We start from the raw sequence: 14,545 nt of genomic DNA on the forward strand, positions 1-14,545 counted from the left end.
GGGACCCGGGTCATGGTGTCCCGCGGAATGCTCATCACCGTCGCGTTGGAACGGTCCGCGGCGATGTGCACCACCATCTCCACGTCCGCGTTGCCATGACCGCTCTGCACCCCGGTCTTCGAACAGCCGCCGCCCAGCTTGCAGTCCGCCGCACTGGTCCGCCCGTCCGACCCCATCACCAGGATGTTGATCGGCGTACGGCCGAACGCGTCCGCCTTCTCCGTACCGCCCTTGCCGTCCAGCGCCACACTGTGGATGTTGCCGTTCAGATGCTCGTAGAACCACCAGCCGACGCCTGCCGTGGCCAGCACCAGCAGGGCCGTGCAGAGACCGACGATCTTCAGTACGCGCCTGCCACGCCCTGCCGGACGCGCCCGGCGCCGTGCCGCGGCGCGTCCGCGTCCGCGTCCGCCGCGCGAGCGGGACGCCTCACGGGCCGCCGCCCGGCCGCCGACCGCCGGGCTCTGTGCCGCCCGGGCCGCGGCCCGGCCCCCCGTGGGGCGCGCCTCGCCCGGCCCGGCCGTACGCTGTTCCGGCATCTGGGCGGTGCGGCTGCGCGTGGTCTGCCCGACCGGGCCGTCCCACGGGTCGCTCATCTCCCACTCCCAATGAACGCTCGGGCCGGTCAGGCCGGTGGACGAGAAGACGGAGCGCCACACCCCGACTCGGTTGCGTAGTTGCGCAATCTAACAAACACATGGCCCGAGCAGCAGAGATCCTGGGGGAATTCACAGGTGAGGCATCTCATGCGACCGCTCACCAGATAAGCGTCACGAAGTCCTCGCATGTCACACCGCTGCCCGCGTCCCGGATCCCGCCCCGGACCGCAGCGCGGGCAGCGCCAGGGCGTAGAGGGCGAGTACGGCGGTGAGCAGCAGGTAGTACACGGCCGGCAGCGCGGGCAGGCCGAGCGCCGGGCCGAGCGGTGAGACCGGCAGCACCAGACCGATGGCGGCCAGCACGAGCGCGGCCCGGGCAACCGGTCCCGGCCCGCGCCGGCCGGCGGCGCCGCGGCCGGCCCGCAGCAGCACCATCACCAGGGCCTGGGTGAGCAGGTTCTCGCTGAACCAGCCGGAGTGGAACACCGCCTCGTTGTCGCCCGTCCCCGGCCCGTGCACCGCGAGCGCCAGGACACCGAAGGTGGCCAGGTCCGCGACGGCGTTGAGGCCTCCGAAGACGATGATGAAACGCAGCAGGGCCCGCGGGTCCAGCACGGTCGGCCGGCGCAGCACCGAGGGGTGCGGGCGGTCGTGGGCGAAGGTGAGCTGGGCGGCGTCGAAGCACAGGTTCTGCACCAGGACCTGCGCCGGGAGCATCGGCAGGAAGGGCAGCAGCAGACCCGCGGAGAGCATCGCGAGGACGTTGCCCAGGTTGGAGGAGAGGGTGATGCGCAGATAGGTGGCGATGTTGCCGCCCGCGTGCCGGCCCGCGGCGACGGCGTGCGCGAGCGCGGTGAGGTCCCGCTCCGCGAGCACCACGTCCGCGCCCTCCCGGACCACGTCGGCGGCGTCCCGCGGGGCGATGCCGACGTCGGCGGTGCGCAGCGCGGGCAGGTCGTTGACCCCGTCGCCGAGAAAGCCGACGGTGTGCCCGGCGGCGCGCAGCGCCTCGATGACACGGGCCTTGTGTTCCGGGGTGCAGCGCGCGAAGACGGTCGTACGGCCGGCCGCCTCGGCGAGTTCGCCGTCCGGGAGCCGGTCGAGGGCGTCGGCGGTGAGGACGGCGTCCGCGGCGACCGGAACACCGAGGTCGCGGCAGGCGCGGACCGCGGTGTCCGGATGGTCGCCGGTAAGGATCTTGACGGTGACCCCCCGGTCGGCGAGGACGGCCAGCGCGTCGGCGGCGGAGGGCGCGAGCGCGTCCCGCAGGGTGACCAGGCCCTGGAAGACCAGCCCGCGGACGTCGGCCGGCCGGTGGTCCCGGTCGCGCGCCGGGCGCTCGGCGGTGGCGACCGCCAGGACCCGTACCCCGCCCGCGGCCTGCCGGGCGGCGAGCGCCCGCAGCCGGTCCCGCTCCTCGTCGGCGAGGGCACAGCGCTCCAGTACGGCCTGTACGTCCCCCTTGACGGCCAGCGTGTGCGTGCCGAGCCGGCCGGGGGTGCGGACGACCGCGACGGCCAGCCGCCGGTCCGGCGCGAAGGGTACGGCCGCGATCCCGTCGTACGCCGTGAGCGCGGCCTCGTCGGCCGCGTCCAGGATCGCCTCGTCCAGGGCGTCGGGGGCGGGCAGCTCGGCGAGCTGGAGGGTCCACCAGGCGTTGACGGCGGCCCAGTGCAGGACATCGGGGGCGTCCCGGCCGTCGGGGCCGAGGGCGCGGTCGACGACGGGCCGGTCCTGGGTGAGGGTGCCGGTCTTGTCCAGGCACAGCACGTCGACGGCGCCGATGTCGTACAGGGCCGGCAGCCGCTTGACGATCACCCCGTGGGCGCGGGCCAGCAGCGCGGCGCCGCGGGCCAGACAGAGGGTGACGAGGACGGGCAGCATCTCCGGGGTCAGTCCGACCGCCACCGCCACGGCGAACGGCAGCGTCTCCAGGCCCCGGCCGCGCAGCGCCGCGTTGGCCATCAGCACCAGGGGCGGGGTCAGCAGCATGAACCGGATCAGGATCCAGGAGATGCCGTGCACGGAGCGGTCGAAGGCGCTGCCCTCGGGCCGGCCGGCGCCGCGCCCGTGCGCCGTGGCGAACCGGGTGTGCGGACCGGTGGCGACGACCACCGCGGTACCGCTGCCGGTGGCCACGCTGCTGCCCTGGAAGCAGAGCTGGGGCCGGTCGAGAACACCGGACCGCTCGGCGGCCCGGGTGCGGGGGGCGTGGTCGGAGGCCGACTTGGGGACCGGGGCGGACTCACCGGTCAGTGCGGCCTGATGGACGGTCAGCCCGGCCGCCCGCAGCAGGTGTACGTCCGCCGGTACCAGATCCCCCGGCCCCAGCCGGATCACATCGCCCGGCACCAGCTCGGCCACCGGTACCTCGCGGGTCGCCGGGCGGGCGCCCTCCTCGGCCCGGCGCAGCACCGTGGCGGTGGTGGCGACCAGCTCCCGCAGCGCGGCCGTCGACCGGTCGGCGCGGCGCTCCCCGGCGGCCCGCAGCACGCAGCTCACCACGACCAGCGACAGGATCACCGAGGCGGTGCCCCAGGCGAGGACGGCCGCCGAGACCAGCCCGAGGCAGGCCAGCACCGCCGTGAACGGATCCCGCAGGCTGCGCAGGAGCAGCCGGGGCCAGGAGGCCGCGCGCCGGGCCGGACCGGTGTTCTCGCCCAGCCGGGCCAGCCGCTCCTCGGCCTGCGCCTCGGTCAGTCCGCGCGGGCCGCTGTCCAGTCGGCGCAGCGTCTCCAGCACGGTCGGCGGCGACGCCGGTGCGGTCGTCTCGGCGTCCTGCCCCGAGGCGGTGGTGGTGTCAGCCACCGGTTCCGCGCAGCTCGCGCACCGGCGCGAGGGGGTGCTGCGAACGCGCCGTCAACTGCCCGACCATCACCCGCACCACGGTGACGACGTCAGGGTCGTCGACGTAGTAGACCTGCCGTCTGCCCTCGCGGCGGGAGCGCACGAGCCCGGCGAGCTTCAGCTTGGCCAGATGCTGGCTGACGGCCGGCAGCGCGCCGCCGACCCGGGCGGCGAGATGCGTGACGTCGCTCTCGCCCTGCGACAGCGCCCACATCAGGTGCAGCCGGGCGGAGGAGGCGAGCAGTCCGAACGCGGCGGCCGCCTCGGCGAGGACCTCGGCCGACGGATCCTCGAAGCCACCGGCGTTCCCCGTCACAGCCCTCTCCCGTCCCGCCCACTCCACAGCCGACACTCATGTGCCCACCCAGTGTAGGTGTGTGGATGCTCGGTGTCCCTGCGCGGTCGCGCAATGTCATGAGTCCGTGCCAACACCTCAACGGCTCGTCACCAAAGGCCGGATGCGATGGCCATGGCTCAGTGCCCCTCCCTAGGCTTGCGCAAACAGGCAAATACAGGGGAAGTACGGGGAAGTACAGAGAGGACAACACCGTGGGCGTCATCGGCTGGATCATCCTCGGCCTGCTCGCCGGGGCCATCGCCAAGCTCCTGCTGCCCGGCCGCGACCCGGGCGGGCTGATCGGCACCACCCTCATCGGCGTCGCGGGCGCGTTCGTCGGCGGCTGGCTCTCCGCGCACTTCCTCCACCGGGCGGTGCAGAAGGACTTCTTCGACCTCTACACCTGGGGCGCGGCGATCGCCGGCTCCCTGGTGCTCCTCATCGGCTACCGCATCCTCTTCGGCAACTCCCGCGACTGATCCCCGGTGCGCGCCCGTCCGCGCGTCTCCATGCCTGCCGCCATGTGCGCCTCCTCCAGCCGGCCGAGGAGGAAGGGCAGCATGCCCCGTTCCAGCAGGGCCAGTTCCCACGCGCCGCGCGCCCTGGCCACCTCGGCCCGGGCGTCGTCCTCATTCCGGCCCGCACCCGCGGACCGGGGCCGCCCCCGCGTCACCAGCAGCCGGAGCAGGCCGCCGGCCGGGAGACCGGGGCGGGAGCCCGAACCGGGGCGGGAGCCCGAACCGGGGCGGGAGCCGGAACCGGGGTCGGAGCCGGAGCCGGGCCCGTCGCACGCCGCGGCCACCGCCCCGCGGTACGCGCGGTATTCGAGGTCCGCGAAGGCCGCGATGCGGCGCGCCGCGCACAGCGCCCGGTCGCGCAGCTCGGCACGCCCGACCCGGCTGCCGCACCGCACCATCGCCTCACCGACCTGGCCCATCGCCAGGGCCCGGTCCAGCACCCGCTCGAACACCACGCTGAACTCCGGCTCCACCGGATCGGCATCCGTCATCCGTCCCCCGATACCCGACAGCTCACCACCAATAGTTCCATATTTGCGCAACCATCGAAGCAGTACACGCGGGGCAAGAGGATCTAGGCTGCTTGTGTAGGGAGTGTCGTTTCGTCTGTGGGGTCCGTGGCGTGGTGAGGGAAGTCCCGTTGAACTTCTGGTCGCTCTATCAGCATGGCTTCGCGCGCGTCGCCGCGTGCACCGGCCACACCGTCATCGCCGCACCGCACGCCAACGCCGAGGCGGTCCTGCGGCACGCGCGACGGTGTGCCGAGGAGGGGGTCGCCGTCGCCGTCTTCCCCGAGATGGTGCTGTGCGGCTACTCCATCGAGGACCTGCTGCTCCAGGACGCGCTGCTCGACGAGGTCGAGCAGGCACTCGCCACCGTCGTGGCCGCCTCGGCCGATCTGCTGCCGGTGCTGGTCGTGGGCGCCCCGCTGCGGCACCGCAACCGGATCTACAACTGCGCGGTCGTCGTGCACCGCGGCCGGGTCCTCGGTGCCGTACCGAAGTCGTACCCGCCGAACTACCGGGAGTTCTACGAGCGCCGGCAGATCGCCGGCGGTGACGACGAGCGCGGCGGCACCATCCGGATCGGCGGGGAGAGCGTGCCGTTCGGCGTGGACCTGCTGTTCTCCGCCGCCGACGTGCCCGGCCTGGTGCTGCACGCGGAGATCTGCGAGGACATGTGGGTGCCGGTGCCGCCCAGCGCCGAGGCGGCGCTCGCCGGCGCGACCGTGCTGGTCAACCTCTCCGGCAGCCCGATCACCGTGGGCCGGGCCGAGGACCGCAAGCTGCTGTGCCGCTCCGCGTCCTCCCGCTGCCTCGCCGCGTACGTCTACGCCGCCGCCGGTCTCGGCGAGTCCACCACGGACCTGTCCTGGGACGGCCAGACCATGATCAACGAGAACGGGGTGCTGCTGGCCGAGTCCGACCGCTTCCCGGTCGGCGACCAGTACGCGGTGGCCGACATCGACCTGGATCTGCTGCGCCAGGAACGGCACCGGATGGGCACCTTCGACGACAACCGGCGCACCCACGGCGAGCGCACCCGCGACTTCCGCACGGTGGACTTCCGGCTCGACCCGCCGCGGACCGACCTCGGTCTGCGCCGCCGCCTGGAGCGCTACCCCTTCGTGCCCGCCGACCCCGACCGGCTGGCCCTCGACTGCTACGAGGCGTACAACATCCAGGTCGCGGGGCTCCAGCAGCGGCTCGCGGCGATCGGCGGCCCGAAGGTGGTCATCGGTGTCTCCGGCGGCCTGGACTCCACGCACGCGCTGATCGTCGCCGCCCGGGCGATGGACCGGGCCGGCCGCCCGCGCACCGACATCCTCGCCTACACCCTGCCCGGCTTCGCCACCAGCGACCACACCAAGAGCAACGCCCACAAGCTGATGCGGGCCCTCGGGGTCACCGCGGCCGAGCTGGACATCACGCCGACCGCGCGGCTGATGCTGAAGGAGATGGGGCACCCGTTCGCCGCCGGTGAGCCGGTGTACGACGTCACCTTCGAGAACGTCCAGGCCGGGCTGCGCACCGACTACCTCTTCCGGCTGGCCAACCAGCACGGCGGCATCGTGCTGGGCACCGGCGACCTCTCCGAGCTGGCGCTCGGCTGGTCGACGTACGGTGTCGGCGACCAGATGAGCCACTACAACGTCAACTCGGGCGTGCCGAAGACGCTGATCCAGCATCTGATCCGCTGGGTCATCGGCAGCGGCCAGTTCGACGAGGAGACCGGGAAGATCCTGGCCGCCATCCTCGACACCGAGATCAGCCCCGAGCTGATCCCCGGCGAGGAGTTGCAGTCGACCGAGTCGAAGATCGGCCCGTACGCGCTGCACGACTTCACCCTGTTCCATGTGCTGCGCTACGGCTTCCGGCCGTCCAAGATCGCCTTCCTGGCCTGGCACGCCTGGCACGACACGGCGGCGGGGGCCTGGCCGCCCGGCTTCCCGGAGGAGAAGCGGGGCGCCTACGACCTGGCGGAGATCCGGCGCTGGCTGGAGGTCTTCTGCCGCCGCTTCTTCGCATTCGCCCAGTTCAAGCGGTCGGCCATGCCGAACGGGCCGAAGGTGTCCGCCGGCGGCTCGCTGTCGCCGCGCGGCGACTGGCGGGCCCCGTCGGACGGCAACGCCGAGGCGTGGCTGCGGGACCTGGAGCGGTTCGAGTTCTAGGCCGGAGAGCCCCCGGTCGCAGCGGTCAGGTGTTCCAGGTCTCGTCGTACGGGTCGTGCGGGACCGGGACCGGGCGGGTGCCGGTGACCTTCAGGTAGGGGACGGGGCCGTTGTTGACCGGGTCGCGGGCCAGGCGGGGGGTGTAGGTGCCGGTCACCTCCAGCCAGGCGTCCGGGCGCAGCACCGGGGGCAGGTCGCCGGTCAGGGCGATCTTCACCGGCTGGGCGTCCGCGGCACAGCAGTTGAGGGCCATCCGGACCAGGTAGGGCGCGCCGGAGCGGTCCAGGGCGAGGAAGCCGGTGACCCGGACCGGACGGCCGTGCAGGGAGCGGCCGTGGTCGTAGGCCGCGCGGGAGGCGTAGTCGACGACCGAGAGGGGGACCGGGTCGCCGCCGGGCAACGGGCCGTACCCGTACGGCTTCTGGAGCGCCGTGCCGGCCCGCAGCGCGCTGTAGGAGCCGAGCGCGGGCGGGGCGATGAGGATCAGGGCGAGCAGGGGCAGCAACAGCAGCCAGGAGAGCCGGGGTTCGGGGTGGCTGTGCCGGTCCGGGCCGTGCTCGTCCGGACCGCTGTGCTCGCGGTGGTGGCGGGCGCGCCGACGCTCGTACCAGGCCGTCGCCACGGCCGTCGCGATCAGCACCGCGCCCGAGGCCAGCAGCAGGGGGCGCAGGCCCGTCTTGACGTAGCGCAGATACAGGTCGGTGCTCCCGGCGTGCAGCAGGGCGGCGCCGAGCAGGAACAGGACGGCGGCCTGGGACTGGCGGTTCACAGCAGCACCGCCCCGGTCAGCAGGCCGCCCGCGACGGCCAGCACGAAGGTGGCCGGCGCGAAGCGGAGCGCGAAGGCACGGCCGAAGGTGCCGGCCTGCATCGCGAACAGCTTGAGGTCGATCATCGGACCCACCACCAGGAAGACCAGCCGGGCCGTCAGCGAGAACTGGGTGAGGGAGGCCGCGACGAACGCGTCCGCCTCCGAGCAGATGGAGAGCAGTACGGCCAGGACGGCGAGGGCGAGCACGGAGAAGACGGGGTTTCCGGCCGCCGTGCGCAGCCACTCCGCCGGGGTCGCCGCCTTCAGGGTGGCCGCGGCCATCGCACCGAGCACCAGGAAGCCGCCCGCGTGCACGGTGTCGTGCCGGACCGACTGCCAGAACGCCTCCCCCCTGGTCGCGCCCTCGTGCGCACCGTGCGCCGGCGGACGCAGCCAGTCGGTACGGCCCAGCCGCTGCCACAGCCAGCCCATCACGCACGCCACCAGCAGGCTCGCCGCGAACCGGGCCAGCACCATCACGGGATCGCGGGGGAAGGCGACGGCGGTGGCGGTGAGCACGATCGGGTTGATCGCGGGGGCGGAGAGCAGGAAGGCGAGGGCGGCGGCCGGGGTCACTCCCCGGCGCACCAGGGCGCCCGCCACCGGCACCGAAGCGCACTCGCAGCCCGGCAGGACCGCGCCCGCGACCCCGGCCACGGGCACCGCCAGCAGGGGGCGGCTCGGCAGGGCCCGCGCGAAGAAGGACGGCGGGACGAACACCGCGATCGCCGCCGACAGCAGCACACCGAGGACCAGGAAGGGCAGCGCCTGCACGGTCACCGCGACGAACACCGTCATCCAGCTCTGCATCAGCGGTGTGCCGAGCGCGCCGCGGATCGGGGACTGGGCGAGCACCGCCAGGACGAGGACCAGCGTCAGCACCAGCGGGGAACTGAGCCTGGCTCCGCCCTCCGTACGGTCCGCGGGGCGGCCCGGGGCCCGCGCCTCGGCGCCGGGCGGGGCGTCTTCGGTGATGGCCACGGGTGGATACCTCCGCTGGTACGGTTCCTCCCCCTGCGTACGCGAGGCGTCGCACGGGCGTTCAGCCCCTTGCTGGAACCACTCCCGTCCTTGGGGCAGTCTTTTCCCTCGTGGCGAGCGTTCCGTATCAAGGCGGCCCCGGCGTACCGCACATGGTGGTGTGCGGTGACGACGGACTCGCGCACCGGCTGGCCGCCGAGCTGCGCGGAGTCTACGGCGAGCAGGTGACCCTCGTCGTACCACCGAACGGACGCACCGCCCGGCCGCCCGTCGTCGGACGCGCCCGGGGCGTGTCGGCATCGCTGCTGGACCGCGTGGTCAGCGCCACGGTCGGCCGGACCGGCGGGGCGGCCGCGCCGGCCCCCGCCCAGAGCAGCGCCCCGAGCGGCAGTGGCGGCATCGGCGGGACCGGCGGTGGTGCCGGTGACGGGGTGCTGGAGGCCGCCGAACTCACCGAGGCGGTGCTCGCCGAGGCCGGGGTGGAACGGGCCGCCGCGCTCGCCCTCGTCCACGACGACGACGAGACCAACATCCGGGCCGCCCTCACCGCCCGCCGGCTCAACCCGCGGCTGCGGCTGGTGCTGCGGCTGTACAACCGGCGGCTGGGCCAGCACATCGAGGAACTCCTCGACCAGGCCGCCGCGTTGGCCGGCTGCGACGACGCCGACGGCATCGGCCCGGACGCCTCCACCACCGTGCTGTCCGACGCCGACACCGCCGCGCCCGCGCTGGCCGCCACCGCCGTGGCCGGCACCAGCAAGGTCGTGCAGTGCGAGGGGCTGCTGCTGCGGGCCGTGGAACGGCCGCCGTCCGGGGACGGGCCGGCCGCCGACCCCGGGCTGTGCACCCTCGCGCTGCTGTCCGCGCCCGCCGGCGACGCCCCGGCCGGCGGCGGCTCCGGGGCGGGCGACGGTTCCGCTCCGGGCAACGGGGAGCAGGAGCCGCGGCTGCTGCCCGACGACGAGGAGGTACGGCAGGCCGGCGGGCGGGCGGCCGTGGTGCTGGAGCAGGTGACGTCCGCGGCCGGCCGGGAGTCGGCCGCACCCGGCCGCGGGGTGGGCGGTGTGCCCCCGCTCGCCTCCCTCTTCTCCCGGCGGCTGCGCTGGTCGCTGGCCGGAATGGTGGCGTGTGTGGTCGCGCTCGCCGTCGCGCTGTGGGCGGTGACGCCCCATCTCCATCCGGTACGGGCCTTCTATCTCACCCTCCTCGATCTGTTCGCCATCGACGACCCGGCCATCGGCGCGCCGCTCGGCCGCCAGATCCTCCAACTCCTCTCCGGCCTCACCGGGTTGTTGCTGCTGCCGGTGCTGCTGGCCGCCGTCCTCGAGGCGCTCGGCACCTTCCGCACCGCCTCCGCGCTGCGCAAGCCGCCCCGCGGGCTCGGCGGGCATGTCGTCCTGCTCGGGCTGGGGAAGATCGGCACCCGGGTGCTGAGCCGGCTGCGCGAGCTGAACGTCCCCGTGGTCTGTGTCGAGTCCGACCCCGAGGCCCGCGGTCTCGCCACCGCGCGACGGCTGCGGGTGCCGGTGGTGCTCGGCGACGTCACCCAGGAAGGGGTGCTGGAGGCCGCCAAGATCCACCGGGCGCAGGCGCTGCTCGCGGTGACCAGCGCCGACACCACCAACCTGGAGGCGGTGCTGTACGCGCGGACGGTACGGCCCGATCTGCCGGTGGTGCTACGGCTGTACGACGACGACTTCGCCACCGCCGTGTACCGGACGCTGCGTGCCGCGTACCCGCAGGCGCGGACCCGGAGCCGGAGCGTCACGCATCTCGCCGCGCCCGCGTTCGCCGGGGCGATGCTGGGCCGGCAGGTGCTGGGGGCGATTCCGGTGGAGCGCAGGGTGTTGCTGTTCGCCGCGGTCGGGGTGGACGGTCATCCCCAGCTGGAGGGGCGGACCGTGCGGGAGGCTTTCCGGCCGGGGTTCTGGCGGGTGCTGACGCTGGAGGGCCGGACCGACACGGCTCCTGATCATGTGCTGGAGAAGGGGGACCGGGTGGTGGTGGCGGCGACCCGGAGAGGGCTGGCCGAACTCCGCTGAGCCCTCCGGGGGTTCAGCGGTCTTTTGCCCACCCGCCCCCCGAAACGGTCGGCTGGAAGGCTCCGTCCCGGGTGGGGGTGGGTGAGGCCGGCTGGGTGCTGCCGTGGGTGGGGTCAGGAGGGCGGGAGGTGCGTGGCGGCGAAGGCGAGTTCCAGGGCCACCTGCTTGATGCGCTCGTCCACCACCAGCGAGCCGTGGCCCGCGTCGTAGCGGTACACCTCGTGGATCGCGGAGCGGTCCCGCAGGCGTGCCACGTAGTTGTCGATCTGGCGGATCGGGCAGCGCGGGTCGTTGACGCCCGCGGAGATGTAGACGGGGGCCTTGACCTGGTCGACATAGGTGATCGGGGAGGACGCCTCGAAGCGGTCGGGGACCTCCTCCGGGGTGCCGCCCAGCAGGGTGCGGTCCATGGCCTTCAGCGCCTCCATCTCGTCGTGGTACGCGGTGACGTAGTCCGCGACGGGCACGACCGCGATGCCCACCGCCCACGCCTCGGGCTGGGTGCCGAGGCCGAGCAGGGTGAGGTAGCCGCCCCAGGAGGCGCCGGTGAGGACCAGCCGGGCGGGGTCGGCGAGGCCCGAGGAGACCGCCCAGTCGCGGACCGCGGCCACGTCCTCCAGCTCGATCAGGCCGACCCGGTGCTTGAGCGCGTCGGTCCAGGCGCGGCCGTAGCCGGTGGAGCCGCGGTAGTTGACCCGGACCACCGCGTACCCGTGGTCGACCCAGGCGGCCGGGCCCGCGGCGAAGGAGTCGCTGTCGTGCCAGGTCGGGCCGCCGTGCAGGTCGAACACCGTGGGCAGCGGGCCGGTCGCGCCCGCCGGCTTCTGGACCAGGGCGTGGATCCGGCCGCCGGGCCCCTCCACCCACACGTCCTCCACCGGCACCGACGGCGGACACGTCATGCCCGGGGGGTCCAGCACCACGCCGCCGGAGGTGGAGCGCACCGCCGGGGGCTGCGCCGCCGACGACCACAGGTACTCCACGCTGCCGTCGGGGCGGGCCGTGGCGCCGGAGACCGAGCCGGGCGGGGTGGGGATGCGGGACAGCTCACGGGCCGCCAGGTCATAGCGGAACAGCTCGCTGCGGGCCTCGAAGCTGTGGGCGATGAGCAGGGCCGAGCCGTCCGGGTACCACTCGGCGCTGACGTCACCGGGCAGGTCGAGGGCCAGGTCGGTCTCCTCGCCGGTCGCCACGTCCCACACCAGCGGCTCCCAGCGGCCCCGGCGCTGATGGCCGACGAGCAGCCGGGTGTCGCCGTCCACCGGGGCGAAGCCCAGTACCTCCAGGCCCAGTTCCTCGGTGCCGCCCTTGGTGTCGTCCAGCTCGGCGACCGTCGTGCCGTCGGGGCGCAGCACGCGCAGCGCCGAGTGCATGGCGTCGCCGTGCTCGGTGTGCTCGACGGCGATCAGCGAGCCGTCGTGCGAGAGGTCGCCGACGCCCGCGGACTCGCGGTGCCGGTAGATCTCCAGCGGGGCGGCCCCCTCGCGGGCGAGGTGGATCGTCGTACCGTCCGCGTCCGTGGAGCGGCCGACGACCGCCGTACGCCCGTCGCGGGCCAGGGCGAGGCCGGCCGGGTAGGAGGGTTCGAGCCCGGGGACGGCCGGTTCGTCCGGGCCGCCCGCGAAGGGCTGGCGGCGCCAGATGCCGAACTCGTCGCCGTCCTTGTCGTCGAACCACCAGATCCAGGCGCCGTCCGGGGAGAGCACGCCGTCGGTGGTGCCGTTCGGCCGGTCGGTCACCTGGCGCTGGTGACCGGTTCTGCGGTCCCAGGCGTACAGCTCGTACGTACCCGTCGCGTTCGACACGAAGAGGGAGTGGTCGGGGGCGTCCTCCGCCCAGTCGGGCAGGGACACCCGCGGCGCCCGGAAGCGCTTCTCCCAGTCCGGCATCCCCGGCTCGTCCCGCATCCTCGGCTCGCCCGCCCTGTCCGGCGTGTCCGGCGTCTTGCTCTCGCTCGTGGCCCCAGTCATGCGCCCATACTGCCTGGCCCCGCCGACAATTCGCTGGCCGGTACGCCCAGCCTGTGGATAACTTTCGGATCATGAGCACAACGACAGCCTCCGTGTCCGTTCCCGACGGCTGGCGCGAGGACAACCGCGCCATGTGGGACGAGCGGGTTCCGGTGCACGTCGCCGGGGAGTACTACGACCTGGACGGCTTCCGGGCCCGCCGGGACGTACTGCGGGACTTCGAGACCGCCGAGGTCGGCGACGTCACCGGCAAGACGCTGCTGCACCTCCAGTGCCACATCGGCCTCGACACCCTCTCCTGGGCACACCGCGGCGCAGCCCGCGTCGTCGGCCTCGACTTCTCCGGGCCGGCCGTGGCGGTGGGCCGGTCGCTCGCCGCCGAGTTCGGCTACGGCCCCGAGCGTGCCGCGTTCGTCACCAGCGACGTCTACGACGCGGCGGCCGCCGTACCCGAGCCGTCGTACGACATCGTCTACACCGGGCTCGGCGCGCTGTGCTGGCTGCCCGACATCCGCCGCTGGGCCGAGACCGCCGCCTCGCTCGTCGCGCCCGGCGGCTTCCTCTATCTCGCCGAGTTCCACCCGATCACCGAGTCCCTGGACGACGCGACCGGCAGCCGGATCGTGCGCGACTACTTCTCCCGCGACGCCCAGGTCTACGACGAGCCCGGCACGTACGCCGACCGGAGCGCCGCCACGGTCCACAACCGCAGTGTGGAGTGGCAGCACACCCTCGGCGACGTCGTCTCCGCGCTCGCGGCGGCCGGGCTGCGCATCGAGTTCCTCCACGAGCACCCCGTGTCGGTCTTCCAGCGCTTTGAGAACTTCGAGGTCAGGGACGGTTTCCACCGTTTCCCGGCGGACCGCCCGGAGATCCCGCTGATGTACTCGCTGCGCGCCGCCAAGGTCTGAGCCCGCGCCGTTGCCGAACCCGGTGCCAGGGGGCCGGGCCCGGGCGCCGTACCGTGGAGGGCGTGTACCGGTTTCTGCTGACACCCCGCTGGTGGGGCATCAACGTCTTCGTGCTGCTCGCCATCCCCTTCTGCATCTTCATGGGGTCCTGGCAGCTGAGCCGGTTCGAGGGGCGGGTGCAGGACCATCGCACCGCGACCGAGCAGGCCGCCTCCGACAGGCACGAGACCGCCCGGCCGCTCGACGCGCTGCTGCCCGTCGACAAGGCCACCTCAGGGCGCCGGGTCACCGCGAGCGGCCACTACGGCAAGCAGCTCCTGGTGCCGGACCGGCAGCTGGACGGCAAGGACGGCTTCTACGTCCTCACCCTGCTGCGCACCGGATCCGGCAAGGCGCTGCCCGTGGTGCGCGGCTGGCTGCCCGGTACCGCGGACCCGGCGAAGGCCCCGGCGCCGCCGACCGGTGAGGTGACCGTCACCGGGGCGTTGCAGGCGTCCGAGACCCCGGGAAGCAACGGGGTCAGCGCGCAGAGCGGACTGCCGGCCGGGCAGACCTCGGCGATCAGCTCGGCGGCGCTGGTGAACCTGGTGCCGTACCGGCTGTACGACGCGTGGGTCACCCTGGACCGGGCGGACGCGGGGATGAAGGCGGTGCCGGCTTCCGCGCCCGACGGGACCGGGCTGGATCTGAAGGCGTTCCAGAACCTGGGGTACACCGGGGAGTGGTTCGTGTTCGCCGGGTTCGTGGTGTTCATGTGGTTCCGGCTGGTACGGCGGGAGGTCGAGGCCCTGCGGGACGCTGCGCTGGGCTTGGTGCCGGATGAGTCGGAGCGCACACCGGTACCTAGTAGCTGACCGGT

Annotated in this window: 11 protein-coding genes and 1 pseudogene; 5 read left to right on the forward strand and 7 right to left on the reverse strand. The window is 73.7% G+C overall.

Translation table 11 applies throughout. From position 1 onward, the window contains the following. From ACWCV9_RS19250 to ACWCV9_RS19260, 3 genes and pseudogenes are all read right to left on the reverse strand, one after another. Positions 1 to 596, reverse strand: a pseudogene (locus ACWCV9_RS19250) (LCP family protein); the annotation flags it as partial. 192 nt (positions 597 to 788) lie between these two features. Beyond that, the gene (gene mgtA / locus ACWCV9_RS19255) at positions 789 to 3,407 is read right to left on the reverse strand and encodes a magnesium-translocating P-type ATPase (protein ID WP_450788084.1); all 2,619 of its coding nucleotides are present in this window, start codon (positions 3,405 to 3,407) and stop codon (positions 789 to 791) included. Beyond that, positions 3,400 to 3,762, reverse strand: a complete 363-nt coding sequence (locus tag ACWCV9_RS19260; protein WP_385848339.1) for an ArsR/SmtB family transcription factor — start codon at positions 3,760 to 3,762, stop codon at positions 3,400 to 3,402. Before ACWCV9_RS19260 ends, mgtA begins: the two co-directional genes overlap by 8 nt. 233 nt (positions 3,763 to 3,995) lie before the next feature. On the opposite strand from ACWCV9_RS19260, the gene ACWCV9_RS19265 reads away from it, so the two are divergent. Then, complete coding sequence (locus ACWCV9_RS19265) at positions 3,996 to 4,262, forward strand: GlsB/YeaQ/YmgE family stress response membrane protein (protein ID WP_385848338.1); 267 nt, start codon at positions 3,996 to 3,998, stop codon at positions 4,260 to 4,262. Here the strand turns inward: ACWCV9_RS19265 and ACWCV9_RS19270 are convergent. Further along, complete coding sequence (locus tag ACWCV9_RS19270) at positions 4,229 to 4,792, reverse strand: hypothetical protein (protein WP_450788086.1); 564 nt, start codon at positions 4,790 to 4,792, stop codon at positions 4,229 to 4,231. The two genes, ACWCV9_RS19265 and ACWCV9_RS19270, sit on opposite strands and share 34 nt — an antisense overlap. A 149-nt stretch (positions 4,793 to 4,941) precedes the next feature. Between ACWCV9_RS19270 and ACWCV9_RS19275 the strand changes: the two genes are divergently transcribed. Continuing rightward, entirely contained in the window at positions 4,942 to 6,972 is a 2,031-nt protein-coding gene (locus tag ACWCV9_RS19275) for an NAD(+) synthase (protein WP_450788088.1), read from the forward strand. Between the two features lie 25 nt (positions 6,973 to 6,997). Here ACWCV9_RS19275 and ACWCV9_RS19280 read toward each other — a convergent pair whose 3' ends face one another. Together ACWCV9_RS19280 and ACWCV9_RS19285 are read right to left on the reverse strand one after the other, a co-directional pair. Further along, positions 6,998 to 7,741, reverse strand: a complete 744-nt coding sequence (locus ACWCV9_RS19280; RefSeq protein ID WP_450788090.1) for a TIGR03943 family putative permease subunit — start codon at positions 7,739 to 7,741, stop codon at positions 6,998 to 7,000. Continuing rightward, on the reverse strand, positions 7,738 to 8,763 hold the full coding sequence (locus tag ACWCV9_RS19285) for a permease (protein ID WP_385848332.1): 1,026 nt from the start codon (positions 8,761 to 8,763) through the stop codon (positions 7,738 to 7,740). The genes ACWCV9_RS19280 and ACWCV9_RS19285 overlap by 4 nt, the downstream gene beginning before the upstream one ends. A 152-nt stretch (positions 8,764 to 8,915) precedes the next feature. Here ACWCV9_RS19285 and ACWCV9_RS19290 point away from each other — a divergent pair, with 152 nt between their 5' ends. Further along, entirely contained in the window at positions 8,916 to 10,805 is a 1,890-nt protein-coding gene (locus ACWCV9_RS19290; RefSeq protein WP_450788433.1) for an NAD-binding protein, read from the forward strand. 113 nt (positions 10,806 to 10,918) lie between these two features. Here the strand turns inward: ACWCV9_RS19290 and ACWCV9_RS19295 are convergent, their stop codons facing one another. After that, positions 10,919 to 12,712, reverse strand: a complete 1,794-nt coding sequence (locus tag ACWCV9_RS19295; protein ID WP_450788434.1) for a prolyl oligopeptidase family serine peptidase — start codon at positions 12,710 to 12,712, stop codon at positions 10,919 to 10,921. 134 nt (positions 12,713 to 12,846) lie between these two features. Here ACWCV9_RS19295 and ACWCV9_RS19300 point away from each other — a divergent pair, with 134 nt between their 5' ends. After that, positions 12,847 to 13,686: a class I SAM-dependent methyltransferase gene (locus ACWCV9_RS19300; protein ID WP_450788092.1), complete on the forward strand. Its 840-nt coding sequence runs from the start codon at positions 12,847 to 12,849 to the stop codon at positions 13,684 to 13,686. Between the two features lie 62 nt (positions 13,687 to 13,748). Further along, positions 13,749 to 14,540 (forward strand): SURF1 family protein, encoded by a 792-nt coding sequence (locus ACWCV9_RS19305; protein WP_450788093.1) that lies wholly within the window; start codon positions 13,749 to 13,751, stop codon positions 14,538 to 14,540. Positions 14,541 to 14,545 lie beyond the last annotated feature (5 nt).

Source organism: Streptomyces sp. NPDC001606 (genome assembly GCF_053596835.1).

Coding starts and splice junctions, on each gene's coding strand:
- ACWCV9_RS19290 (WP_450788433.1), top strand. CDS start 8,916: ATGGTGGTGTGCGGTGACGACGGACTCGCGCACCGGCTGGCCGCCGAG.
- ACWCV9_RS19300 (WP_450788092.1), top strand. CDS start 12,847: ATGAGCACAACGACAGCCTCCGTGTCCGTTCCCGACGGCTGGCGCGAG.
- ACWCV9_RS19270 (WP_450788086.1), bottom strand. CDS start 4,792: ATGACGGATGCCGATCCGGTGGAGCCGGAGTTCAGCGTGGTGTTCGAG.
- ACWCV9_RS19295 (WP_450788434.1), bottom strand. CDS start 12,712: ATGCGGGACGAGCCGGGGATGCCGGACTGGGAGAAGCGCTTCCGGGCG.